The 22,664-nt window shown below is 50.5% G+C and carries 24 protein-coding genes and 1 tRNA gene; 7 read left to right on the plus strand and 18 right to left on the minus strand.

Annotation, left to right across the window (positions count from 1 at the left end; translation table 11 throughout):
• Positions 1–10: 10 nt before the first annotated feature.
• From HRI97_RS05110 to nrdR, 14 genes are all read right to left on the minus strand, one after another.
• Positions 11–397 carry a flagellar protein FlaG gene (locus tag HRI97_RS05110; protein ID WP_180486403.1) on the minus strand — a complete coding sequence of 129 codons (387 nt, stop codon included), beginning with the start codon at positions 395–397 and terminating at the stop codon, positions 11–13.
• A gap of 105 nt (positions 398–502) precedes the next feature.
• Positions 503–1,354, minus strand: coding sequence for a flagellin N-terminal helical domain-containing protein (locus HRI97_RS05115; protein ID WP_180486402.1), 852 nt, complete (start codon positions 1,352–1,354; stop codon positions 503–505).
• Positions 1,355–1,627: 273 nt separating this feature from the next.
• Positions 1,628–2,488 (minus strand): flagellin N-terminal helical domain-containing protein, encoded by an 861-nt coding sequence (locus HRI97_RS05120; RefSeq protein WP_180486400.1) that lies wholly within the window; start codon positions 2,486–2,488, stop codon positions 1,628–1,630.
• A gap of 228 nt (positions 2,489–2,716) precedes the next feature.
• Positions 2,717–3,370, minus strand: coding sequence for an RdgB/HAM1 family non-canonical purine NTP pyrophosphatase (gene rdgB, locus HRI97_RS05125; RefSeq protein WP_253727083.1), 654 nt, complete (start codon positions 3,368–3,370; stop codon positions 2,717–2,719).
• Positions 3,371–3,451: 81 nt separating this feature from the next.
• On the minus strand, positions 3,452–4,372 hold the full coding sequence (locus HRI97_RS05130; protein WP_253727084.1) for a helix-turn-helix domain-containing protein: 921 nt from the start codon (positions 4,370–4,372) through the stop codon (positions 3,452–3,454).
• A gap of 167 nt (positions 4,373–4,539) precedes the next feature.
• The gene (locus tag HRI97_RS05135; RefSeq protein ID WP_180486395.1) at positions 4,540–5,493 is read right to left on the minus strand and encodes a 3-hydroxyacyl-CoA dehydrogenase; all 954 of its coding nucleotides are present in this window, start codon (positions 5,491–5,493) and stop codon (positions 4,540–4,542) included.
• A 129-nt stretch (positions 5,494–5,622) separates the two neighbouring features.
• A complete protein-coding gene (locus HRI97_RS05140) occupies positions 5,623–6,609 on the minus strand; it encodes a DHH family phosphoesterase (protein WP_253727085.1) in 987 nt (328 codons plus the stop codon).
• A 12-nt stretch (positions 6,610–6,621) separates the two neighbouring features.
• Positions 6,622–7,056, minus strand: coding sequence for a hypothetical protein (locus HRI97_RS05145; protein WP_180486391.1), 435 nt, complete (start codon positions 7,054–7,056; stop codon positions 6,622–6,624).
• An 88-nt stretch (positions 7,057–7,144) separates the two neighbouring features.
• Positions 7,145–8,089, minus strand: a complete 945-nt coding sequence (gene argF / locus HRI97_RS05150) for an ornithine carbamoyltransferase (RefSeq protein WP_253727086.1) — start codon at positions 8,087–8,089, stop codon at positions 7,145–7,147.
• A gap of 629 nt (positions 8,090–8,718) precedes the next feature.
• Positions 8,719–8,791, minus strand: a tRNA-Met gene (locus tag HRI97_RS05155).
• 211 nt (positions 8,792–9,002) lie between these two features.
• Positions 9,003–9,785 (minus strand): radical SAM protein, encoded by a 783-nt coding sequence (locus HRI97_RS05160; RefSeq protein ID WP_253727087.1) that lies wholly within the window; start codon positions 9,783–9,785, stop codon positions 9,003–9,005.
• The gene (nrdD, locus tag HRI97_RS05165) at positions 9,782–10,336 is read right to left on the minus strand and encodes an anaerobic ribonucleoside-triphosphate reductase (RefSeq protein ID WP_253727088.1); all 555 of its coding nucleotides are present in this window, start codon (positions 10,334–10,336) and stop codon (positions 9,782–9,784) included. Before nrdD ends, HRI97_RS05160 begins: the two co-directional genes overlap by 4 nt.
• Before the next feature lie 228 nt (positions 10,337–10,564).
• Positions 10,565–12,682 (minus strand): ribonucleoside triphosphate reductase, encoded by a 2,118-nt coding sequence (locus HRI97_RS05170; RefSeq protein ID WP_253727089.1) that lies wholly within the window; start codon positions 12,680–12,682, stop codon positions 10,565–10,567.
• Positions 12,679–13,143 carry a transcriptional regulator NrdR gene (nrdR, locus tag HRI97_RS05175; RefSeq protein WP_180486384.1) on the minus strand — a complete coding sequence of 155 codons (465 nt, stop codon included), beginning with the start codon at positions 13,141–13,143 and terminating at the stop codon, positions 12,679–12,681. The genes HRI97_RS05170 and nrdR overlap by 4 nt, the downstream gene beginning before the upstream one ends.
• Before the next feature lie 529 nt (positions 13,144–13,672).
• Here nrdR and HRI97_RS12690 point away from each other — a divergent pair.
• Positions 13,673–15,226 (plus strand): formylglycine-generating enzyme family protein, encoded by a 1,554-nt coding sequence (locus tag HRI97_RS12690; RefSeq protein WP_253727090.1) that lies wholly within the window; start codon positions 13,673–13,675, stop codon positions 15,224–15,226.
• A gap of 112 nt (positions 15,227–15,338) precedes the next feature.
• On the opposite strand, the gene HRI97_RS05185 is transcribed toward HRI97_RS12690, so the two are convergent.
• The 3 genes from HRI97_RS05185 to HRI97_RS05195 are packed head-to-tail and all read right to left on the minus strand — an operon-like array spanning position 15,339 to position 17,352.
• A complete protein-coding gene (locus tag HRI97_RS05185; RefSeq protein ID WP_253727091.1) occupies positions 15,339–16,001 on the minus strand; it encodes an energy-coupling factor transporter transmembrane component T family protein in 663 nt (220 codons plus the stop codon).
• Entirely contained in the window at positions 15,995–16,780 is a 786-nt protein-coding gene (locus HRI97_RS05190; RefSeq protein ID WP_253727092.1) for an energy-coupling factor ABC transporter ATP-binding protein, read from the minus strand. The genes HRI97_RS05185 and HRI97_RS05190 overlap by 7 nt, the downstream gene beginning before the upstream one ends.
• Entirely contained in the window at positions 16,777–17,352 is a 576-nt protein-coding gene (locus tag HRI97_RS05195) for a biotin transporter BioY (protein WP_253727093.1), read from the minus strand. The genes HRI97_RS05190 and HRI97_RS05195 overlap by 4 nt, the downstream gene beginning before the upstream one ends.
• A gap of 529 nt (positions 17,353–17,881) precedes the next feature.
• On the opposite strand from HRI97_RS05195, the gene HRI97_RS05200 reads away from it, so the two are divergent.
• The gene (locus tag HRI97_RS05200) at positions 17,882–18,724 is read left to right on the plus strand and encodes an Rpn family recombination-promoting nuclease/putative transposase (protein ID WP_253727094.1); all 843 of its coding nucleotides are present in this window, start codon (positions 17,882–17,884) and stop codon (positions 18,722–18,724) included.
• Positions 18,725–18,864: 140 nt separating this feature from the next.
• Positions 18,865–20,319 carry a monomeric [FeFe] hydrogenase gene (locus HRI97_RS05205; protein ID WP_253727297.1) on the plus strand — a complete coding sequence of 485 codons (1,455 nt, stop codon included), beginning with the start codon at positions 18,865–18,867 and terminating at the stop codon, positions 20,317–20,319.
• Between the two features lie 109 nt (positions 20,320–20,428).
• Here the strand turns inward: HRI97_RS05205 and HRI97_RS05210 are convergent, their stop codons facing one another.
• Positions 20,429–20,773, minus strand: a complete 345-nt coding sequence (locus HRI97_RS05210) for a leucine-rich repeat protein (RefSeq protein ID WP_301338907.1) — start codon at positions 20,771–20,773, stop codon at positions 20,429–20,431.
• 251 nt (positions 20,774–21,024) lie between these two features.
• On the opposite strand from HRI97_RS05210, the gene HRI97_RS05215 reads away from it, so the two are divergent.
• The 4 genes from HRI97_RS05215 to HRI97_RS05230 all read left to right on the plus strand — a co-directional run bounded on the left by HRI97_RS05215 (position 21,025) and on the right by HRI97_RS05230 (position 22,663).
• Positions 21,025–21,567, plus strand: coding sequence for a hypothetical protein (locus HRI97_RS05215; RefSeq protein WP_253727096.1), 543 nt, complete (start codon positions 21,025–21,027; stop codon positions 21,565–21,567).
• Between the two features lie 2 nt (positions 21,568–21,569).
• Positions 21,570–21,794 carry a hypothetical protein gene (locus tag HRI97_RS05220; protein WP_253727097.1) on the plus strand — a complete coding sequence of 75 codons (225 nt, stop codon included), beginning with the start codon at positions 21,570–21,572 and terminating at the stop codon, positions 21,792–21,794.
• A 116-nt stretch (positions 21,795–21,910) separates the two neighbouring features.
• Positions 21,911–22,324 (plus strand): hypothetical protein, encoded by a 414-nt coding sequence (locus HRI97_RS05225; RefSeq protein WP_253727098.1) that lies wholly within the window; start codon positions 21,911–21,913, stop codon positions 22,322–22,324.
• 12 nt (positions 22,325–22,336) lie between these two features.
• Positions 22,337–22,663, plus strand: coding sequence for a DUF2730 domain-containing protein (locus HRI97_RS05230; protein WP_253727099.1), 327 nt, complete (start codon positions 22,337–22,339; stop codon positions 22,661–22,663).
• Position 22,664 lies beyond the last annotated feature (1 nt).

A 22,664-nucleotide genomic window follows, 5' to 3' on the forward strand; every position in this document is an offset into this window, starting at 1 on the left:
CAAGATACGATTAAATCATTTCATCAAAAAGCAAACCGATCGCTTTTTTCATGCTGACTTTCATCTTCTGTATATCTTCGGACGGTATCTCCTTGATCACCTTGTTGGTGCTCGGATCCAATACGCTGATGACGACTTCTCCGAGCTCTTCATTGACGCTGAAGCGCAGGGAACGGCGACCTATCACCATATCGGACAGCCGCTGGAGCTGCTGTGCGTTTTCCCGTATTTCGGCAAGGTTTTGTGCAATGTTTTGCGCTACTTCAGCTCCTCCCGGCACCGAGCGGGCGACTCCCGCCGTCGTTGTTCCGGAACCGAGTATCTGCGGAGCGACTTTGAAGTAGTTTTGGCCATCCATTGCCAAAGCCTGCCCGATACTGCTTGTAATTGTATTCATAGGGCAATCCTCCTGAAAAAGAACGGGAAGGGGCGCATCCTTTCCGTTACGTTTATTGTCAAAAAGACGACATCCGGTTGTCTCTCGGACAATAATCCGATTTTCTTACTGCAACAGCGCTAAAACGTTTTGCGTTTGGCTGTTTGCCTGTGCAAGCATCGCGGTCCCCGATTGTGTGAGAATCGAGTTTTTCGTGTAGTCCACGATTTCCGAAGCCATATCGGTATCTCTGATACGCGATTCGGCAGCCTGCATGTTTTCCGCAGCGACGTTTACGCCTTTCGAGGCCATCTCGAAGCGGTTTTGATACGCACCGAGATCCGCCCGCTGTTTCGTTACCCGAAGCAGCGCGCTGTCCACGGCGCCGAGCGTGGCGTTTGCCAAGTCCGGCGTTGCGATCGAAATCTGCTCGTTGTCGCCGTCTGCGTTTTTCAAGCCGAGCGCCGTCGCCGTCATCGTGCCGATGTAGACGCGGACGTTTTGGTCGACGTTTGCACCGACATGAAACTGCATCGTCTTTGCGCCGTCCCAGCGGCCGAAACTGCCCGTGAGCATATTCATACCGTTGAACTGCGCTTGACTTGCGACGCGGTCGACTTCCGACACAAGCTGAGAAACCTCAACTTGGATCTGCATACGATCTTCATCGCTGTAGATGCCGTTCGCCGCTTGAATCGCGAGTTCGCGGACGCGCTGAAGGATATCCGTCGTTTCCTGAAGATAGCCTTCCGTCGTCTGTAAAAACGACACACCGTTTTCGATGTTTCGCCCCGCCTGATTCAAACCGCGGATTTGACTCCGCAGCTTTTCGGACACTGCAAGACCCGATGCATCATCTCCGGCTTTGTTGATCCGTTCGCCGGAAGCGAGTTTCTCGATGTTTCCCTGTATGTTGGCATTCGAAATGCCGAGCACACGGTCAGCATAGAGCGAACTCATATTGTGATTGATAATCATAATGTGTGCCCTCCATGTTTACGTACCCGCAGAACATCATGCTCTGCGTCCTTGCCGTGAGGGCTGACTTTCCGGTTAGTGCGCCCCCGGAAAGCAGATTCAGACCCGTTACGGCAGGAAAAATCAGCCTTTTTGCAAGCCGATTTTTCCTGCCGCCACAACCTATGGATTGCACATTGTCAAAGAACAAAAGCATGTCCGAACGCATGCTCGATAGTTACAGTACACAAGAAAATAGGGCGGAACCCGCTTTTCCCGTATAAGTGTACTACACTATCTCAGTAATGACAAGACATTTTGTGTCTGCGCGTTCGCCTGTGCGAGCATCGCCGTTCCCGCCTGCTGCAAAACGGTGTTTTTCGTAAATTCGACCATCTGTTTTGCCATGTTCGTGTCGCGGATGCGGCTTTCGGACGCCTGCGTATTTTCGGCTGCGATATCGAGTCCGCGGATCGCGTACTCCATGCGGTTTTGATACGCACCCAAATCCGCCCGCTGTTTGTTGATCCGTTTGATCGCTTCGTCGAGCGTGCCGATGACGCGGTTCGCTTCTTCCGGTGTCGCAATCGAAACCTTTTCTTCGGTACCGAGTACGCGCAGTCCGAGCGCCGTCGCCGACATCGTGCCGATGTACACCTGCATCCGCTGATCCATGTTCGCTCCGATATGGAACCACATGGAACCGGTGACCGTGTTTTCTCCCGTCGGGCGGGCAAAGCGTCCGGTGAGCATGTTCATGCCGTTGAATTGGGCGGAACTTGCGACGCGGTCGATTTCCGATACGAGGGAAGAAACTTCGACTTGAATCTGCATGCGGTCTTCATCGCTGTAAATACCGTTCGACGATTGGACAGCCAATTCGCGGATGCGCTGGATGATGTCCGTCGTCTCCTGCAGATAGCCTTCCGTCGTTTGGATAAAGCTGATACCGTTTTGCGCGTTCGTCGACGCCTGGTTCAAACCGCGGATTTGGCTGCGCATCTTTTCCGATACGGCGAGTCCCGACGCATCGTCTCCCGCGCGATTGATCCGTTCACCCGATGAAAGCTTTTCCATATCTTTTGCAAGACTGACACCGGTGACGCCGAGCTGGCGGCTGGCAAATAATGCCGACATGTTGTGGTTGATAACCATAGGTATTCCTCCGTGGAATAGATGTACGGCAGAATCCTTTCTGCCGGTTTGCAAAAAAGTGCATCTGTTTACAAGGCTACATCTACACTTTTCTGCAAGTGAATCGTAAATTTACGGCGGTACGGCTTGACAAGTCGCGCCGCAAATTCCAATCCTTACTCAATATCGGCACGGAGCGCAAAAAACTTTAGCGAATTTTTAAATTTTTTTTCATTTTTTTTCGATGGATCATCGGAGCATTTCGATGATGCGCCGCATACTGCGCCCCGCCTTTCCGCGGTGAGAAATCGCATTTTTTTCTTCGTCGGAAAGTTCGGCTGCGGTTTTTCCGATTTCGGGGATAAAAAAAATCGGATCGTAGCCGAAGCCGCCGTTTCCGCGTGCATCTTCGATCGACGAGACGATTTGCCCTTCCATCGTTTCCTGCGCGGCGTACATGCGCTCGCCTCCCAAATAGAGCACCATCGAACAGGTGTAATGCGCGCTCCGCTCGCCGTGCAAAAAACGACAATCGCCCGTATTTCCGGAAAGCGCATCATCGAGCTCTTCGATGAGAAAGCGGTTTTGCGCATTCTGATCGGTTTTTTTGCCGTCCGCTCTGCCGCGTGGAAAATTCCGTCCGCCGTAGCGCGAAGAGAAAATGCCGGGTCTGCCTCCGAGCGCGTCGACCGAAATGCCCGAATCGTCGGCGATGACGGGGCAATGCACGATGTCGTAGAGGGCTCGCGCTTTTATCAAAGCGTTTTCGAAAAACGTCGTACCCGTTTCTTCGGGATCAAAATCGATTCCTTCGTCCGCCGGAATGACGATTTCGTACGGTGAAAAGATTTCGGCCGCTTCGCGCTTTTTGTGCGCATTGTTCGTAGCGAGGTAGAGCTTCATATCGTCATCATACAGCGGAAGCAAAAGTTTCGCAACGCGGGCGGAACTTCGCGCTTCTATTTTCCGTGTCCTTTCAGCGCTTTATTCGGGAATATCTGTCGTTTCGGTTTCTCTTTCTTTTTTACGCATGAGCTTTTGCGCTCTCGTGATGTAGTGGCTTACTTGCCGTTCGCAGATGCCGAGTATGTTCGCAATCATTTTATTTGTCGGGCAGACACGCCAGCGGCTTTCCCTGAGTTCTTTGTTTTTGTGTTTCCAGCTTTCCGTCTGCTTGCGATATTTTTTCAGCAGTAATTCGGTATCGGTTTTTTCTTTATCGCAGAGTTTGAGCTGCATATAGTATTTTCGATGAAAATAATACGCGTTGTCCCGCCGCTTGATAATCGTATTGCGCCGTTCGATTCTCGAATACAAAAGCGAATTGAGTTCGGCGATGAGACGCTGCAGTTCCGCGCTTTGCAGTTTGCAATATGAACTTACTTCATCGACCGAAGAAGCCGGAATATAATAGCTCGATTTCAGAGCGAGGATGAGCGCGGTTTTCGCATCGCCTGCGTTTGTCGCGTTGCACCTTCGCGAGAGCGCTTTCCATATTTTCGTATTTGAAACGGGAGCGTATCGGACTTTCGGTTCCGCGACGATAAAGGAAAGACTTTCATCCGTCCGTTTCGAATCTTCAGGGTATGAAAAGGCTTTCATATTGCTGTCGGCGATAAATTTCCGTATAGCTTCACGTTTTTGCGTCAAAATCAAGCCCCGCACGAAAGCGTAGAGGTAAGAACCGAAAGCGCCGCAATTTTTATCGAACCGCTTGAAAACCTGTGCGCCTTTTTGCAAAACGGTGAGGATGATTTCGCTTTTAAAATCGTCGTCGAATCCTGCAAGACCGAAACGGTAGGGTTCGCGGAAAATATATTCGGCAATTTTTTTAACCGCTTCTTCTTTTGAAAGCGTTCCCGCTTGTACGAGGTCCGGTAAATCATCGATTTTCTTGGTACCCATATTTGCTGTCTCCTTTTGATTGCGATATCGTTAGAGATAGCAATGTTTATGCCAAGCTGTGCGGCGAATCGATTCTATGCGACGCAAAAAAAAACACCGACCGGATATCGATCGGTGTTTCGGGTAAAAGCGCTGCCCGCGTAAAACTTTGCGCGGGCACAGATACATTATTTGTATTTGTAAAAACCTTCGCCCGCGTTTATGCCCGTTTTCCCCTGGTCGATGTAACTTTTAAGGATTTTTGCGATGCGCCCGTGGAGAGAAGCGGGGTCGGATGCGTCGGGACGATTCATTGTAATATTGTACGCCGTTTCCAAGCCGACGATATCGAGGATTTGGAAGGGGCCGAGCGGGCTTCCCGTGCCGAGCTTCCATGCCAAGTCGATGGTTTTTACGTCTCCGACTTCGTTTGCAAGCAGTGCTTCGCCCGCCGTTAAAAACGGTATGAGCATGGAATTGAGCAGATAGCCGGGCTGCTCTTTTAAAACTTTGAGCGGTATCATGCCGATGTCTTTGGCGAATTCGACGACTTTTTCGAATGCGGCGGGATCGGTTCCGTCGTGTCCCATGATTTCGACCATATTGTTGCGCCAGATATTGTTTGCAAAGTGGATGGCCAAATAGCGTTTCGGATTTTTAACGTGATCGCGGAACATGCTCGGCACCATCGAAGACGAGTTGGTCGCGACGATGGTTTTATCTTCAAGGACGGCCGAAAGCGCGTCGTAAAAGTCTTTTTTCGCTTGAGGATTTTCGGCCATGCTTTCGATGACGATATCGGCGTCTTTGACCGCTGAAGCAAGGTCGGTCGTAAGTTTGAGGTTTTTATACGCCGCTTCGGCATTTTTTTTGAGGCGGGCGATTTCTTCGGCGCTTATATGTTCGCCGTCGTCTATGAGGCCCCTTGAAAAGCTCGCGCCCTTCGTACCGATTTTCGTTTCGGCATCGGCCAATTCGGCAAGATATATTCCGTGCAGCCGGTCGATTTTCGGCTGAGACCGTCCGATCGACGCGTCGGAACGCAGCCATATCGTAACGTCGAATCCTTTGTACGCCGCTTGAAATGCGATTTGACTTCCCAAAACGCCGCCGCCCGCAACAACAACCTTTTTAATGCTCATATTGTACGCTCCTTGAATATCGATAATTCTTTCCGATGAATATTATCATACTCTCCCGAACAGAGGATGTCAACGAATGCGTGATACATATCGAAAGACATGTGAAAAGCGGGGAGGATATTCTATGAATTATAAAACGCGGGCGAATTCTTTGACGATTTGGGGGATGAGCGTATCGATTGTGCCGCTCGAACTTGCGCCCGAAGCGTTTTTATGTCCTCCGCCGCCGAATTTTGCCGCGACGGCGCTTACATCGACGTTGCCGCGCGAGCGGAAGCCTATCGTGCATGAATATTCGCTTTCCTGCCGTACAAAGACGACGGCAAGCGTTTTTTCGACAGAGAGGAGCAGCGTGTACAGCGCGTCGGAATCGCGGCCTTCGGCGCCCCATTTTTGCGTATCGTCCGTCGTTTCGCTCGTAACGATGAGTTTTCCGTCAAGGTAGCGTTCCGCGCGGGAAAGAGCGGAGCCGAGGAGTTTTCGCGTTGCGTAGGGCTTTCCGCCGGTAATAAAGTCGTAAGTCGCTCTCGGATTTGCGCCCGAAGAGACGAGGCGGGAAGCGGCTTTGAACACTTCGGCGGAATCCGATTCGAGGAAGCGGAAAAATCCCGTGTCGGTACACAAACCGGTAAAAAGAATTTCCGCCGCATCTTTCGGTATGCAGCCGACAACGCTTTCATATAAAAGCTGAACGATCGCGCAGGCGGCGGGGAAAGATGCGTCGATGATGCAAAGCGCGCCCTCCGGAGCAGAGGCTGTCTTATGGTGATCGATGACGCAAGTATCGAGGTTGTGCAAATCACCGTCGATGTCTCCGAGCCGCGCGTATTCCGAGCAGTCCGTGATGATGAGCGCGCTCTTTTTACGCTCTTCTTCGCTTAAAAAACGCATCGAAGAGGAAAATCGATTTTCATATCGCTTTATTTCGGTACGCTTAAAAGGTCCCGCGGAAAGCAGTTGGAATTCTTTGCCTTTATTTTGAACGAGCATACCGAGCGCGATGCACGAACAGATGCAATCGCCGTCGGGCTCTTTATGACCTGCGATGTAAAAAAAATCATGCCGATCGATAAAATTGCCAAACGATGCGGCTTCCGTTTCTGTAAGCAGTTGCATGAGAGGGTGCGATCAGTTTAAGTCGAGTTCTTCGAGCGTATCTTTATCGATATCCGTCACTTTATTCGGATCGGCCAATCCCCAAAAATCGACGTCCTTTGTCGGCGGTACGCTTAAAATAACGCGCAAAAATTTGCCGTTGTCTTTGACGATCGTCATAAAGGGCTGGAGCGTTCCGCGCACCGTGCGGAATTTCAATTTGCGCGGATTTTCGGCATTGCCCTTCGCCCATTTTTTCGGAATTATCGTCGAGCCTGCTCCGACTTTATTTTTTGCATAGATGACAACGTATGCGTCTTCCGTCTGCAGGATTTTATACAGGGGGACGGTAAAATAGGTAACGGAAGACCATTTGCTTTCGTCGAGCTTCGGCTGCGTCGTTTTTTGTGCCGTCAAAGCTGCGGCGCAGAGCACAAGGGCTGTAAAACACAGGGCAATCTTTTTCATAACAACTCCCATAAAAACTCCTTAAAATCGATAATTGAGTTTGCCTCGCGCGCTTTATGCGCGGAAAAACCGCTTATTTTATGTATCGTCACATTATGCCGAGCATAATAGCTTTTATCGTGTGTTTTCTGTTTTCCGCTTCGTCCCATACGATGCTCGCTTTACTTTCGAATACCGCTTCGCTCACTTCTTCGCCCTTTACCGCAGGCAGGCAGTGCATAAAGACGGATGTCGATTTGCCGGTTTCGCTCATAAGTGCTTCCGTTACGCGGAAAGGGGAGAGCAGTTTTGTGCGCGCATCTTTCAGCGCTTCTTCTCCCATCGACACCCATACGTCGGTATAAAGACAGTCGGCACCGCGGACGACGCTTTTATCGTCGCCGAGAGTGATCTTCGCTCCCGATTGGGCCGCAAACGGTGCACAGATGTTTTGAATCGCTTCGTCGGGAAAAAGCTCTTTCGGGCTGTAAACCGAAAAATCGATTCCGAGCTTTGCCGAAATGAGCATAAGACTCCGCGCGACGTTGTTTCTGCCGTCGCCGCAAAAACACCATTTGAGCCCTTTTAATGTTCCGAACCGCTCTTTCAATGTCATCACATCGGCGAGCGCCTGCGTCGGATGAAAGGTATCGGTCAGCCCGTTGATGACGGGAACGCCTGCCCAGAGAGAAAGCTCTTCGGCGTGTTCCTGTTTAAAACCTCGGAATTCGATCGCGTTGAACATCCTGCCGAGCACGCGCGCCGTGTCTTTAACCGATTCTTTTGCACCGAGCTGGATATCCTGCGTCGACATAAAAACCGGGTGACCGCCTTCTTCGCCGAACGCGCTTTCAAAAGCGCTTCTCGTGCGCGTCGAGCGTTTTTCAAAGATGAGCGCGATCGTTTTACCGGCAAAGCGCGCGTGAACTTCTCCCCGTTTCGCTTCCGCTTTTACGGTATATGCGATGTCGAGCAGCGTTTCGATTTCGTCCGGCGACCAATCGATCCAATTGAGGAGCGATCGCCCCTTGAACGGAGCTTTAAATGTTTCCATACCTTACGGGGAATATAGTAGCTTGAATGGAAAGTTTTGTAAATTGCCCGCGCACAATCGTCAGGGCTTACGCATGAGAATCTATATTCCCCAAAAAATAACCATTACCGTAAAAAAATCGGCTACACTCCCGGCAGCAGCCCTGCCGTTCGCCGCGGCAGACCGTGATTGGAATCGGACTGCGCGAACTTTTTTGCCAAAAAGTTCGCTTGCCATCGGTCAGAGCGGCTCGGCGGCAGTACCGCTGCCTCGCGTTTCGCCTTTTTTATTTTATATTATGTCTCTTTTCTGTGTATACATTTTTCATGCGTAATCCCTGCCTAATCGTGTGAGCGTATTTAGCGGCATGTGGGATTGAAGGCGCGGCGGATTACCCTAAGCGATGCGCAAGCATCGCACCGCCGCGTCCCTGAAAAAGCCGGGCTTTTTCAGGTCGGAAGCTTATTTTGTATATTGCTTGATGTGCACAATCGTGTAGATTTATTAGCGGCATGTGGGATTGAACCCGCGGCGGATTACCCTAAGCGATGCGCAAGCATCGCACCGCCGCGTCCCTGAAAAAGCCGGGCTTTTTCAGGTCGGAAGTCTATTCGTATATCGCTTGATGTGCACAATCGTGTGAGCGTATTTAGCGGCATGTGGGATTGAACCACAGACACTACGGATATGAGCCGTATGCTCTACCAACTGAGCTATGCCGCCGTGATAAAATTAAGCATAGCATATTTCGCTTTATTTTGTCAATAAGGTTTTCGACGCTTTATCCCTGCATACGTTAAATTTTCTAAAATTGCAAGAATTGCAAGATTTGCAAGAATTCGTGCAAGAACTGCAAGATTCTTGCAATTTTAAAAACGGTTACCGACAGCATATAGCCGTATCGATAAAACGCCGTCGGCTCGCATCTTTCGTATCAGCGGAGTTCGGAATCTTCAATAAAGGTTTTTGCGTATGCGACGAGAGAAGCTGCTTCCGCGTCGGAGTACGGGGCGATATCGTTATATGCGGGATCGATGCAGTTTTCATTTCGAAACTGTGCAAATCTCCACGATGCGTCGGAAGGGAGCAGAGCGGCCATTTCCCGTATGTCGCGCTTCGTTACGAGGGGCGGGACGAGCACGGTTCTCCATTCGCGCGAAGAAGGCGGGAGAGAAGACGTGAGGCGGGCGGCGGCGGCAATGCGGGATGAAAAATCCTCCGCGATTTTTACCGCAGCCGATTCGTCCTGCGTTTTCAGGCTGCCTAAAAGTTCGCCGTAGCGCGACGGGGAGGTTTTTATATCCATCGCGATAAAGTCGGGGCGCATTGTATCGTCTTCGATAAGAGCGTTCAGTTCGTCGGGCAATGTGCCGTTCGTGTCGAGCTTTACGCGGTAGCCGAGCGCTTTTGCATAAGGGACGAGGTAGGGCGTAAGCGGATTTATGAGGGGCTCTCCGCCGCTTATGACAAAACCCGTGAGGACGTTTTTCCGTTTTTCGAGGTGTAAAAAGACTTCTTCCGCCGTCGCATAAACATCGTCCGCCGCGGCCTCTCCGCCGAGCACGAGGCCGGCGTTATAGCAGTAGGGACAGCGGAGATTGCAGCCGCGCAAAAAAAGAGAAGAAGCGACGCGGCCGGGAAAATCGACGAGCGTCGTCTTTACGAGAACACCGGCTTTTACGTGCAGGAGAGACTCGGGAATCGAACTTTCCGTCATGCCGTGACGGAAGCGAATACTGCGTCGAGCTCTTCAACGCTGTGGCATCGCGCGCTTTCTTCGCCCGATTCGTCATAGACGATAACCGTCGGAGAAGCGAATACGCCTTTTTTTGCGGCTTCGGCAAGTCCTTCATCGGTGTCGACGTCGATCGTTTTACCGCTTATCGAAAGCTTTGCCATATACGCTTGTACCGGCGGGCAGTTCGGGCAGGTTTTTCTCGAAAAAAGTTCCCATCTGCCGCTTTTTTCAAAATCCGCCGTGCGAGAAGCGGAAGCTTTTGCCGCAGGCTGCGTAACTCGTGCAGGGGAGGCGCACTCGCATGCGCTGTCCGCTTCGGTAATTTCGTACGCCACACTTTCGGGAACGGCGAACATTTTCCGGTGATCGTATTCTTCGCGTTTGCCTTTATTCCAATTGCGGACTGCGCGGTAATAGCCGACGATGCGCGCGTATACTTCGGTTTCCGATCCGTGTACGTCCGCAAGCGCTGCCTTTGTCGCTTCGATATCCGCATCGATTTCTTTGATCGTTCGTTTTACTTCAGTCATAACAATTTCCCCTTAAAACCCATAGTTGTAGATAATCATATATGTAGTACATATTGATATACGCTAATTATAGCGTTGTTTTAACCGCTTGTCAAGTTTTTTACGCTATATTTAGCAGCGCGCAGCGGAAATGCTCCGAAACGCGCGTACGTAAAAAGCGGCTGTACCGTGCCGCAGATCTGCCGTCCTGCAACAGCCCCGCGGGCAGTCCTGCCGGCCGCCGTATCGCTATGCGCGCTCGGATGCGAGCACGGTCTCTTTTTCTTTTTCGAGCCGTTCGAGCTTCATCCGCAGCTCGTTTTCCTTTTCCGCTTTGCACTTCGGGCACTCGAAGTGTTCTCCGTTCAAATAGCCGTGGCTTCGGCAAATCGAATAGGTCGGCGAAATCGTTATATAGGGCACGCGGTAGTTCGCCGTGATCGCTTTTACCAAATCTCGGCACGCCCTCCAGTCTTTTATCTGTTCGCCCATAAAGGTGTGAAAAACCGTGCCTCCGGTGTATCGCGTCTGCAGGCTTTCCTGCAAATCGAGGGCTTCGAAGATGTCGGACGTATAATCGACGGGAAGCTGCGTCGAATTCGTATAAAAGGGGCTTTCGTCCGTACCGCTCGTGATGATTCCCGGAAAATTCTTTTTGTCGTGGGAAGCGAGGCGGAACGATGTGCTTTCGGCGGGCGTCGCTTCGAGGTTGAAAAGTTCTCCCGTCGCTTCCTGATAGTCGGCGAGGCGGCTTCTCATATAATCGAGGACGCGTTCGGCAAAGGCTTTGCCTTTCGGATCGACGATCGATGTGCCGAGGAAATTGAGGCAGCATTCGTTCATGCCGCAGAGCCCTATCGTATTGAAGTGGTTGTCGAGCGTGTGCAGGTAGCGCTTCGTATAGGGGTAGAGCCCCGTATCGAGGAGGTGCTTGATCACTTTGCGCTTTATGCACAGGCTGTCGCGCGCGATGTCCATGAGATAGTCGAGCCGCTTGAAAAACGCTTTTTCGTCTTTTGCGAGAAAACCGATCTGCGGGAGGTTGATCGTAACGACGCCGAGGGAACCGGTAAACTCGTCGGAGCCGAAAAGGCCTCCGCCGCGCTTTCGAAGCTCGCGTTTATCGAGGCGGAGACGGCAGCACATGGAGCGCACGTCGCTCGGATTCAAATCGGAATTGACGAAATTTTGAAAATAGGGAGTGCCGTATTGGGATGCCATTTTAAAAAGCAATTCCGCGTTTTCGCTTTCCCATTCGAAATTCTTTGTGATATTGTACGTCGGAATGGGGTAGCCGAAGCCCCGTCCCGAAGCGTCTCCTTCGAGCATGAGCAGGATAAACTGTTTATTGATTATATCCATCTCTTTTTGGCAATCGCCGTACGTGAACTCCTGTTCTTCGCCGCCGACGATCGCTTTTTTGTTTTTGAGGTCGTCGGGACACACCCAGTCGAGCGTGACGTTCGTAAAGGGCGCCTGACTTCCCCAGCGGCTCGGCGTGTTGACGCCGAACAAAAAGCTTTGGATGCACTGCCGCACGCTCTTTTCCGAAAGATTGTCGATTTTGACGAAGGGCGCAAGATAGGTGTCGAACGAGCTGAACGCTTGAGCGCCCGCCCATTCGTTTTGCATGATGCCGAGAAAGTTTACCATTTGGTTGACGAGCGTCGAAAGGTGTGTCGCGGGCGTCGATGTGATTTTATCGGGAACGCCGCCGAGCCCTTCCTGAATGAGCTGCCTCAGCGACCAGCCCGCACAGTAGCCGGAAAACATCGAAAGGTCGTGAATGTGGAAGGCCGCCGTTTTATGCGCGTCCGCCACTTCTTTCGGATAGATATTGTTGAGCCAATAGTTTGCCGTAACGGCGCCGGAATTGCTCAAGATGAGACCGCCGAGGGAAAAATTGACGTTCGCGTTTTCTTTGACGCGCCAATCGCTTCGGCTCAAATATTCGTCCATCGTCTTATTGATGTCGAGCATGAGGCTTTTTGCATCGCGGATCGCTTCATGCCGTGCGCGGTAGAGGATATACGCTTTTGCGACTTCGACTTCGTTGTTTTCGATGAGGACGCTTTCGACGTCGTCCTGAATCTCTTCGATGGCGGGAATCGAATGCGTCCTGCTTCCCGCAAGGCGCAGGCGGAGCCGCTCTTCCACTGCGTCCGTAAGCTTTTCCGCCCGTTCGGGATCCTTTCGCTTTTCGACCGCTTCGATCGCGCGGTCGATCGCCGATTCGATTTTTTTGCGGTCGTAGCTCGCAATGTCGCCCGACCGCTTTACGACGGATTTAATAAATCCCGCCGTCTCTTTGTCTCCGCTCCCGCCTAAAAAATTCCGCCATTCCGGAAATACTGCCTGATCGTTCATATCCGTTTTCCCTCTATGTTTTTTACCTCGGTGATGAATTCGTCGAGGTTTTCGAAGTGCTTATATACCGAAGCAAAGCGGATGTACGCCACTTTGTCGATTTCATACAGACGCTGCAGTACGAGCTCACCCAGTTCCGCAGTCGATATTTCACGGCTCACTTTTCCGCTCATAACGGCTTTGTCTTCGATTTCGGATACGATCTGTTCGACCATCCGCATCGATACCGGCCGCTTTTCGAGGGCGCGGCTGATGCCCTTTTCGAGCTTTGCCTGCTCGAAGGGCTCGCGCCTTCCGTCTTTTTTTACGACCATAAAAGGTTTTTCTTCGATACGCTCATAGCTCGTAAAGCGATAACCGCAGCCGAGGCATTCGCGCCGCCGCCTGATGCTTTCGCCTGAGGCCATCATACGCGATTCTATAACTTTGTCGTCAAGACTTCCGCAATACGGACACCGCATAGTTATTCTAAAAACCCTTATAACAAAGTGTTTAAAATGTGCACTCTAAATATAGCGTTTTAAACGCAATGCTAATACTATACAGCGCTATAGCTGATCTGGCAAGATGCCGCGTCGAAAATTTTCCGTTTTTTTGCAATTTTTTACCGTTTTTCGGGTGTAAAAATCGGTTTTACTTATAAAAAGTCGTAACCGTAACAAACAAAAAAATGTTTTTATCTATGGCGTATACTGAAATTATAGGAGCTGCGATAAAAAGCGCCGTCTGAAATGTCGCCGTCGCTTTTTATCTCGAGTTTATACGGGTGTTTGCGGAAGCTGTGTGTACGTATCATTTTGATGAAAATCGAATGAATACGATACCGTATAGTTTCGCAAACTCGATTATTGAACGTGTGCGCTTTTGCGCACGACTAAAAACTTTTTCGGATGTTGATTCGAAGTCCGCGCAAGCGGACATGTAGAATCGGCTCTTTGTAGAACGAGCCGCAGGCTCTAACATCCTGCAAAAGTTTTTATGGGAGCGTTTATGAAAAACAACAAAAAAAGGCGTATACCTTTAAGAGGAGCGGCGCTCATCACGGCCGCGTTTTTGTTCGCCGGCTTCGTACTGGGCTGTACGAACGGCAGCGATTCGGGCGGGAACACGCCCATGCACAAGGTAATTTTCAACGTGGAAGGCTCGCCTGCGAACGGTACGCTCGAAGCGAAAGTTGACGGCAAAAAAATCACTTCGGGCGACTCGGTGGAAGAGGGCAAAACGGTTGAGTTTACCGCGACGCCCGAAAACGTTGCAACGCACGATGTGGACTTTTGGACGATAAGCGAAGGCGGGTTTGATACGGGAACCGGAGTAAACGGCAGCACGAGCGCTCGCATAAAGGTAAAACAGCCGGTAACCGTAACGGTATGCTTTAAGCCTAAAAGCGCGCCGTTCTCTAAATATCCGGTCAGATTCGGCGTAAGCGGCGCGAACGGTAAGCTTGAAGCGAAAGTTGACGGTCAAAAAATCACTTCGGTCGCCTTGGTGGAAAGCGGCAAAACGGTTGAGTTTACCGCAACGCCCGACGCAGACTACAAGGTGCTGAAATGGACGGTTACGCCGAAGACTGCACTGCAGGCAGGCGGAACCGAAGGGGCGAGCAGTGCAACGGTAAAAATCACTGCAATGACAGAGGTGCAGGTAACATTCAAGTTTATCGATAAAACCGATCACACCTATACGAAAGACATACCTCCCTTTACGATGAAATATATTGCCGCCGTAACGGATGGCTGGGTTGGAGATGATGCGGAGTTCACTAACAAACCGCACAAGGTAAGCCTGAGTGCATACCGGATAGGTGAGACGGAAGTAACGCAGGAGCTGTGGCAAGCGGTGATGGGCAATAACCCGAGTTTTTTTGATAATACGGGACCTAAGATGAAATGGAAGGAGTTTGATACAAGTCCTGATGCCGGTGAAGAACAGAAAAAACGGCCTGTAGAGCAGGTAAGCTGGTATGACTGTATAGCGTTCTGCAATAAGCTGAGCTTAAAACTTGGGTTGGAGCAGTGTTATACGGTAACGGTTGGCGGAAACCCGATAGATTTTTCAAAGCTTACAGTCGGCGACATACCTACAGAGCATAATCGGGATTGGAGCAAAGCCGTATTGGATATGAGCAAAAACGGCTTCCGCTTGCCGACCGAAGCGGAATGGGAATGGGCAGCCAAAGGCGGCAAAAATGACAAGTGGGCGGGAACGAATAACGAAAGCGAGCTTAAAAAGTATGCGTGGTACTTTTCTTCCTCCAATAGCAAAACGCACCAAGTAAAGCTGAAATTGCCGAACGGTTACGGCTTATACGACATGAACGGCAACGTATCCGAATGGTGCTGGGACTTTTTAACAAAATTACCGGATCCGGTACCGAAGGACTATGCCGGACCGGGAGCCGACTATTATCTGGATGCATCCGTCGTCCGCGGCGGAGGCTTTGACACTGATGCGCGCGCCGCCACTTGCGGCTATCGGGGGCTTGGAAATCAAGCCGAGGAAAAAGAAATTAGTTGTGGCTTGCGGCTGGTATCGCGTCCGTGATAAAAGCTGCACGTTCTGCGTGCATAGTACATGAAGGAACCTGTCCGAAAACTTCGGTTTTCGGACAGGCTCATGCTTGGAACCGTCGCCGTCCGTACATACTCATTACAAATTACCGATTTTCAAGCCTTCGCGCTTTTAGAGCGAGCGCCGTTACATAGGTACGCTTCATGCATACCGAAATAAAGACCGGAAAAAGGGTTATTATCATGCGTATGCCTTTTTTTCCGCGTCTCGCTTTCCACGCGCGAAAAACCGCCTGCCACACGGCGAATACTTCGGGGATGAGCACGATTAAAAGCGACAAAGATTCCGAAAAAAGCAGCCGGCGGTATTCCGTTTTTTTCCGAAAGATACGCACGACACCTCTTTCGATCGATTCGACGGCTTCTCTGAGTTCGAGGGGACTGGTCGTGCGGTAGACCGCGTTTGCGATTAAAAAGGCGAGGGCGAGGCGGCACAAAATGACGATGTCGCGTTCGGAAGGGATGAACGGAAGCGGAAAGGGAGCGTGAGCGAAAAGGGCGGATACTATCGACGAACTGTAGAGTATAAGCGCGTAATACACAAGGGGCTTCAGCGATGAAAGGATTTCTTTCATCGGAAAGCGGATGGCAGGGGAAAGCGCAAAAAAAAGTGCGATGCAGGCGAGTGCGGCGTTTCGGGGTAAGATGAAAACGAAGGTGCCGAGCACAAAAAGCGAAACGAGTTTTATGCGGGCATCGCATTTGTGCAAAAAAGACGAGCCGCTTCGGTAGCCGAAAAGTCTTACCATTCGAGATCCCGAAGATTTTTATAGGAAGCGAGCGGATTTTTGATATCCCAAGCTTCGAGCGTTTGCGCCAATCCTTCGGCGCTCTTTCCGTCGAATACTTTTTTTCCGCGGTACAGCACGATAAAGCGGTTGCAGAGCGCAAGCGATTTTTCGAGTTCGTGCGTGAGGATGATGATCGTCACTCCTTTTTTTTTCAGCAGTTTGATAAGCGCGTTTACGTGCCGCACGCCCGAATAATCGAGGTTCGCATAAGGTTCGTCGAATATGACGAGCGGCATATCGAGCGCTATGATGCCTGCGACGGCAAGCCGTCTTTTTTCTCCGCCCGATAAAAATCGCGCGCTCGATTTTTCTTTTCCCGCAAGGCCGACTTCGGCGAGCACGTCGAGCGCTTTTCGTTCGGCTTCCCGTTTTTTTAAGCCGATATTTTTTAAGCCGAACATCACGTCTTCGATCGGCGTCTCTCCCAAAAGCTGCATTTCGGCTTCTTGAAATACAAGCCCGCACTGCGCGGCCTTTCCGCCGCATACGAGTTTTACCGTACCGGAATCGGCTTTGTCGAGGGAAGCGATGATCGACATGAGTACGCTTTTTCCCGAACCGTTCGCCCCCGCGATGAGGGCGGTATCTCCTTCGCAAAGCGAAAACGACACTTCCGAAAGCGCGGTAAACCTTTGATCCCCCTCATACGAGGGGAAGGTTTTCGTCACCTTTTCGACGGAAAGGGAAGCGCCGTTCTGAACCGAAGTGCCGTGCGGAAGTAAATCGCCTTGAGTCATTCGCTTTTGTCGGTAAAATAGCGAGCGGCAATCGTGCGGAGTTTTGCCGCAAGCGGAACTGAGAGAACGAGCTTTATGAGATCTCCGGGTATAAACGGAATGAGGCAGGCTGCAATCGACGCGGAAAAACTTCGGTGAGTCAGCTGCATAAAGCGGAGGATGCCCGGAACATAGATGAGGGTAAATCCCGCAAGAGAGGCGAGCGACAGCTTTACGATATTTTTTATGCCGAAGGCTTTTTCCCCCGCGCGCGGCTTTCGTGCGATGCAGCCTGAGACGAGGGCTGCGAGTATATAGCCTGCGAGAAATCCGCCCGTCGGGCCTAAAAGGTGCGCGATCCCTCCCGAGCCGCCTGAAAAGACGGGAAGCCCGAGAGCGCCTGCTGCGACAAAGAGCAGCGTGGAAAAAAATCCTCCGAAACCGCCGAGCGTGAGAGCCGCAAGTACGGCGAACATATTTTGCATGACGATCGGAATGCCGCCGGGGCCTATGGGGACAGCGATAAAGCAGCCCGCACAGATGATCGCCGCAAACAAGACGATAAAGATAAAACGAGTGGTATTTGTTTTCATAGTGCAAGTTTACAATCAGTGTTCTATAAGCGCAATAGGTTGACAATTAAAATGCGACTATACGGAAGTGCGGCGTGATGATTGAAGCGGACCGCTGCCGGTACGGGGATCGGAATTGCGTCGGGTACACGGAAATCAATTTTCAATGAGTAATTGTTAATGTGTAATGGGTAATTCCTTTAATTGGTAATGTGTTTATCACCGGCTTCTCAAAAGCTTCCCTGCGCCACTTGCAACGAGCACGGAGTGCGAAGTTCCCCGCGCAACCTTGCAACGAGCACGAAGTGCGAAGTTCCCCGCGCCACTTGCAACGAGCACGGAGTGCGAAGTTCCCCGCGCCACTTGCAACGAGCACGAAGTGCGAAGTTCCCCGCGCAACCTTGCAACGAGCACGAAGTGCGAAGTTCCCCGCGCAGGAAACGATGTTCCCGTTTATTTTCATAAAAACCGCGTAATTTGTTAATTTACGGGCGATATATAGGTGAAGCGATTTTTTGTCCGTGCTATCTCAACAATCAAGGATATCCCCATGGAATATACCCATAAACCCGTCGACGAACTTTCCTTTACCGACGACTTTATGTTCGGTACGATCATGAAAAATAAAGGAATCTGTAAAGGAGTATTGGAGCGCCTTTTGCATATCAAAGTCGGTAAAATCGAATATCCCTCCCTGCAAAAAACGATAACGCCCTTTTACGAAAGCAAGGGTATACGTCTCGATGTCTACGTTTCCGATCTCGATCGCGTTTTCGATATAGAAATACAAACGTCGATCCCGCCTTCTCTTCCCAAACGTGCACGTTATTACCAAAGCCTTATGGATGTCGATAACCTCTTGAGAGGACAAAGCTACGCCGAACTGAAAGAGAGCTGCGTCATCTTTATCTGTACGCAGGATCCCTTCGGTAAAGGCTTACCCGTCTACGAGTTTCGTAATATCTGTACCGCCGACGGCACTCTTTTTCTTGATGACAAATCGTATAAAGTATTTTATAATGTGGGTGCCTACGGTAAAGAAGATGAGCCTGAATTGAGCGCTTTGTTGGAGTATCTTTGCGAGAGGCGGGCGACGAGCGGTTTTACACAGCGGATCGATGCGCTTGTCGAAAAAGCGAAACGGAACGAAAAGTTCAGGAGCTGGTATATGTCGTTGAATATTCATGAAGATGACTTACGTAGAGAAAGTTTACAGCTGGGTGAAAAGATCGGCTTTGAGCGGGGAATACGCAAAGGCCGACGCGACGGTATTGCCGCAGGATCGTATCAAAAAGCACGGGAAACGGCAAAGCTGATGGCTGAACGCAAGTACCCGCTCTCTGAGATTCTCCTTATGACCGGTCTCTCGGAAGCGGAAATCGAAAATTTGTAATGGTATTTGCTGTGAAGCGCGACATCCGACCTTTTAGGTAAAAATTGATTTCCGTGCGTCGTGTATTCGTTTTCTGGCGTAAATTGCAAAAGTATGCTATACTGCCGCGTGTAAACAAAATACCGTATCAAGGAAAAATGATGCTCAATATCAACAACAACGCTGCAAACGTAAAGCGTGAAATTCTCGTGCGTATCGCGCGCCTCCAGCTCGACGGCAAACTTACCGAAGGCGTGCACTATATCCCGCGCGAAATGGCGCCGCTGGATTCAAAGCCGATACGCTGCTGCATCTACCACGACAGGGCGATTTTGCGCATGAGAGTCCTTGCCAGGCTCGGCATATCGATCGAAAATTACGACGACGACCGTCCGCTTGCCGAATACGCGAAGGACGCACTCGAGCGCACTTCGCCGACCTGGCCCATGCTCACCGTTTTGCACGATGCGTGCAACGCGTGCGTAAAAACGCACTACATGATTACGAACGCGTGTCAGGGCTGTTTTGCGCGCCCGTGTATGATGAACTGTCCGCGTAAAGCGATCACGGTAGACCGGAGAGCGGTTATCGATGAAGCGAAGTGCGTCAACTGCGGGCTGTGCATGCAAAACTGTCCGTATCACGCGGTTATTAAAATTCCCGTACCCTGCGAAGAAGCGTGTCCCGTCGGCGCGATCAGTAAAGACGAAACGGGACACGAAAAAATCGATTACGATAAATGCATTTTTTGCGGTCGCTGCATGAGCGAGTGTCCCTTCGGTGCGATGATGGATAAAAGCCAGCTCGTCGACGTTATCAAGCATATCATGCAAAAAAAGCGCCGCGTCGTCGCGCTCTATGCGCCGTCGATCGCAGCACAATTCAAATCCGCTCCCGGCCAGCTCGAAGCGGCGTTTTCGGCTCTGGGCTTCGACGACGTGCTCGAAGTCGCTCTCGGTGCGGATATCTGCGCGGATAGAGAAGCGAAAGAATTCGAAGAGCGTATGGCGCGCGGTGACGTGCTTATGACGACGTCGTGCTGTTCGGCGTATGTGCGCGCGGTAAATATTCACGTGCCGGCTTTGAAGCCCTGCGTGTCCGAAACGCGAAGCCCCATGCACTACACGGCGGAGATCGCAAAGCAAAAAGATGCCGACTGCGTTACCGTGTTTATCGGTCCCTGCCTTGCAAAGCGGAGGGAGGGTTTTGACGACGATGCGGTCGATTACGTGCTTTCGGTCGAAGAGCTCCGCGCGTTTTTTATTGCAAAAAATATCGATATCGCTTCGCTGCCTGCAAAACTGCCCGATCACGTTCCGACGGCGACGGGAAGGGGATTTGCAAAGACGGGCGGGGTAGCGGAAGCGGTGCGGGTGCGTCTGAAAGATCAAAGCATCCTCAAAGCCGCAAAAATCAACGGACTCGACAGAGCCGGTATGAAAAAGCTTGCGACATACGGCATGATAAATCAGGGGAAGATTGCGAAAAACGAAAGCACGCCGAACCTCGTCGAAGTGATGGCGTGCGAAAGCGGCTGCATCGGAGGTCCGTCGGTTATCACGAATCCCGGTGTCGCCGAAGGACTGCTTGCCGCTTACGCCAAAGGCGGAACATAAGCGCACTTCCGAGCAGGGACGATTTTATTCGTAACAGATAGGGAGCGCCTTTGATTAGGGTATGGCATTCGGCAATTATGCTTTAATATTATAATTTATCCGTTGCTTTTTACCCCGCCGTAAATCGATCCGCTTCGGTTCCCATAATGCTTGCGTTGTCTCTGTATGTTTGCAGTGATGCGGCAGGAACCTTTATGCTGTTTGCTTTTAAATTCGGGCAAAACTTAAAAGCATTAAAAAAATCTGCATCGATAGTATAATCACACTTAAGCGTAACGGAAGTAAGATTTTCACAATTTTTAAAACAACGCTCAATGTCTTTTTTGCCTGCAGGAATAACCGGCGACTCCCTAAGGTTCGTGCAGTCTTCAAAAGCGCGAAACATATTTTGAACGCTTGCAGGAATTTTCGGCGCTTGAGTAAGACTCGTACAGCCTGCAAAACAAAGAGGCATATTTATGACGCCGTCAGGAATAGCGGGTACATACTGATAAAGCCAGAGAATAGAATGTTAAATGACGGAGAAAAGGCGGGATTTTCCGGGAAAAAGCGGGAAATATCGGGAATATAGTGCAAGCGCGTTACAGGATATGCAATTATTTAGGGAGCCGAAAGGCTCTTTTTTTTATGCCTGCGATTATATTAACAGCCGTTTCGAGAGTTTTACGAACGAAAGTCGGTAAGATAAGGAAACGGAGTTTAAGAATGCTGCGGATAAAAATACATCGATACAAAACATCTTATGATTTTAAGGCCGACCCGAAAAAGCCGGACAGTTTTGAAAACAACTGGAAAAACAACAGCCTCGATGATTTTATCCTGACCGCAGACGATACGGAGCTTTTCCGCTGCCGTTGCCAAAGCGTCGCAAATTATTGCTTTGGGGAACAGCGTCCCGGCGACACAGTTCCGCACGGTGACAGCGTTGCCGCGGGAGATTTTACAGTACGGTGCTTTGTGCCGCCGCGCAGGTTTCACGGACAAATCCATGCGATTACAAAAACGCGCGACATCGACGGGCAGGAAATAGACCGAAACGCGATGCAGACGACAAGAGGCGGCTATCAAAACGGCCGCTGGCTTATTCATGATCGTTTTTCGTTTGCACTCGGCGCCGATACCCGTTATGCGTGGAGCGCCGGTTGCTTTATCCTCTCGTCGAATGATTTGGCTGCGTTTAATCGCGTTTTAAAATCGTGCGGAGTAAAAGCCGGTGATGAAATACAGGGAACTTTGATAGAGGTGTAAGCATGGAAGAGAAGAAAGGAATCGATATGAAGACGGTGAGCAATGTGATGGCTGGCGTAGGCATCGCGATCGTTATCGGGTCGTTTATCCTGAACGCCGTCGGCATATCGCATATCGCGATGACGGACGCGCTCATGGCAGGCGGTTTTTGCAAGGTGGTTTTTTTGCCGGTCGATACGTCGATTTGGATAAACAATATATACAAGGGTAAAGCAGGTGTTGTGTAGCAAGCTGAAAAAAATCGTACTTACCGTTTGGGCAGTCCTCGCATCGGTGTGTGCCGTAGCGGGGTTTATTTTGCTGCGTAAACGGGAGCGAAAAACGGTTGAGGAGAAAGCGCAAAATGCAAGGGATAAAACGAAAGAAGCAATCGAACAGACGTCCGGCGGCGATCTTGTTGATGCTGCTTGTAATGCAGATGAGCTACGCAGGGAACGGGAGTCGATCGCCGAACAGTTCAGGCTCGAGGTACGGAATCGACTTAATGAAAAGCTACACGGGGAAGGAAGTCCAAGCTCTCATTGATATCGTCGTTGAAGAGTCTGAGAAAAGCATAGACGAGGCATATAACGCAGGGTACAAGCAAGGGGTACTCGCTTATAAGCCGGATGCCGAATACTGGAAGGTAAAGGCGCAGGGCTTTGAAAAGGAGCTGCGCAGTCAAACGATAAAAAATTGGATGTTTTGCTTGAGCGGGGTCAGTATAGGATTTTTAGGAGGAATCGGTTTAGGCATCGGGCTACGCTTGAGCTATTAAACTGCAGCAACTATGGAGATAGCGAAATTTGTTCTTTATTCGGTCGGATCGTTTGTGTCGGTATTTACGCTTTCTTTCAGTATTTTTCAATATTGGAAAAAGAAGCAGGAGGATAAATACAATGCCTTTAAAACCGACACGAAAGAAAGTTTACAGCGGGAAAGCGAATCCCGGCAAAGAGATATAAACAAATTGGAAAAGAGGATTGAAAACCTCGAAAACACATTTGTACAGTCGGTCGAACATCGCATGAGCAATATCGAAGGCGAGCTGAAAAGCATGCGCCCGATTTTGCAGTCCATACAAAATTGGTTTATCAATGAAACACCGCGAGGGTGAC

Source organism: Treponema socranskii subsp. buccale, assembly GCF_024181585.1.
Classification (GTDB): Bacteria; Spirochaetota; Spirochaetia; order Treponematales; family Treponemataceae; genus Treponema_D; species Treponema_D buccale.

Excerpts from the sequence above, each read along its gene's own strand:
- HRI97_RS05110 (WP_180486403.1), bottom strand. The coding sequence starts at position 397 with ATGAATACAATTACAAGCAGTATCGGGCAGGCTTTGGCAATGGATGGC.
- HRI97_RS05115 (WP_180486402.1), bottom strand. The coding sequence starts at position 1,354 with ATGATTATCAATCACAATATGAGTTCGCTCTATGCTGACCGTGTGCTC.
- HRI97_RS05120 (WP_180486400.1), bottom strand. The coding sequence starts at position 2,488 with ATGGTTATCAACCACAACATGTCGGCATTATTTGCCAGCCGCCAGCTC.
- rdgB (WP_253727083.1), bottom strand. The coding sequence starts at position 3,370 with ATGAAGCTCTACCTCGCTACGAACAATGCGCACAAAAAGCGCGAAGCG.
- HRI97_RS05130 (WP_253727084.1), bottom strand. The coding sequence starts at position 4,372 with ATGGGTACCAAGAAAATCGATGATTTACCGGACCTCGTACAAGCGGGA.
- HRI97_RS05135 (WP_180486395.1), bottom strand. The coding sequence starts at position 5,493 with ATGAGCATTAAAAAGGTTGTTGTTGCGGGCGGCGGCGTTTTGGGAAGT.
- HRI97_RS05140 (WP_253727085.1), bottom strand. The coding sequence starts at position 6,609 with ATGCAACTGCTTACAGAAACGGAAGCCGCATCGTTTGGCAATTTTATC.
- HRI97_RS05145 (WP_180486391.1), bottom strand. The coding sequence starts at position 7,056 with ATGAAAAAGATTGCCCTGTGTTTTACAGCCCTTGTGCTCTGCGCCGCA.
- argF (WP_253727086.1), bottom strand. The coding sequence starts at position 8,089 with ATGGAAACATTTAAAGCTCCGTTCAAGGGGCGATCGCTCCTCAATTGG.
- HRI97_RS05160 (WP_253727087.1), bottom strand. The coding sequence starts at position 9,785 with ATGACGGAAAGTTCGATTCCCGAGTCTCTCCTGCACGTAAAAGCCGGT.
- nrdD (WP_253727088.1), bottom strand. The coding sequence starts at position 10,336 with ATGACTGAAGTAAAACGAACGATCAAAGAAATCGATGCGGATATCGAA.
- HRI97_RS05170 (WP_253727089.1), bottom strand. The coding sequence starts at position 12,682 with ATGAACGATCAGGCAGTATTTCCGGAATGGCGGAATTTTTTAGGCGGG.
- nrdR (WP_180486384.1), bottom strand. The coding sequence starts at position 13,143 with ATGCGGTGTCCGTATTGCGGAAGTCTTGACGACAAAGTTATAGAATCG.
- HRI97_RS12690 (WP_253727090.1), top strand. The coding sequence starts at position 13,673 with ATGAAAAACAACAAAAAAAGGCGTATACCTTTAAGAGGAGCGGCGCTC.
- HRI97_RS05185 (WP_253727091.1), bottom strand. The coding sequence starts at position 16,001 with ATGGTAAGACTTTTCGGCTACCGAAGCGGCTCGTCTTTTTTGCACAAA.
- HRI97_RS05190 (WP_253727092.1), bottom strand. The coding sequence starts at position 16,780 with ATGACTCAAGGCGATTTACTTCCGCACGGCACTTCGGTTCAGAACGGC.
- HRI97_RS05195 (WP_253727093.1), bottom strand. The coding sequence starts at position 17,352 with ATGAAAACAAATACCACTCGTTTTATCTTTATCGTCTTGTTTGCGGCG.
- HRI97_RS05200 (WP_253727094.1), top strand. The coding sequence starts at position 17,882 with ATGGAATATACCCATAAACCCGTCGACGAACTTTCCTTTACCGACGAC.
- HRI97_RS05205 (WP_253727297.1), top strand. The coding sequence starts at position 18,865 with ATGCTCAATATCAACAACAACGCTGCAAACGTAAAGCGTGAAATTCTC.
- HRI97_RS05210 (WP_301338907.1), bottom strand. The coding sequence starts at position 20,773 with ATGCCTCTTTGTTTTGCAGGCTGTACGAGTCTTACTCAAGCGCCGAAA.
- HRI97_RS05215 (WP_253727096.1), top strand. The coding sequence starts at position 21,025 with ATGCTGCGGATAAAAATACATCGATACAAAACATCTTATGATTTTAAG.
- HRI97_RS05220 (WP_253727097.1), top strand. The coding sequence starts at position 21,570 with ATGGAAGAGAAGAAAGGAATCGATATGAAGACGGTGAGCAATGTGATG.
- HRI97_RS05225 (WP_253727098.1), top strand. The coding sequence starts at position 21,911 with ATGCAAGGGATAAAACGAAAGAAGCAATCGAACAGACGTCCGGCGGCG.
- HRI97_RS05230 (WP_253727099.1), top strand. The coding sequence starts at position 22,337 with ATGGAGATAGCGAAATTTGTTCTTTATTCGGTCGGATCGTTTGTGTCG.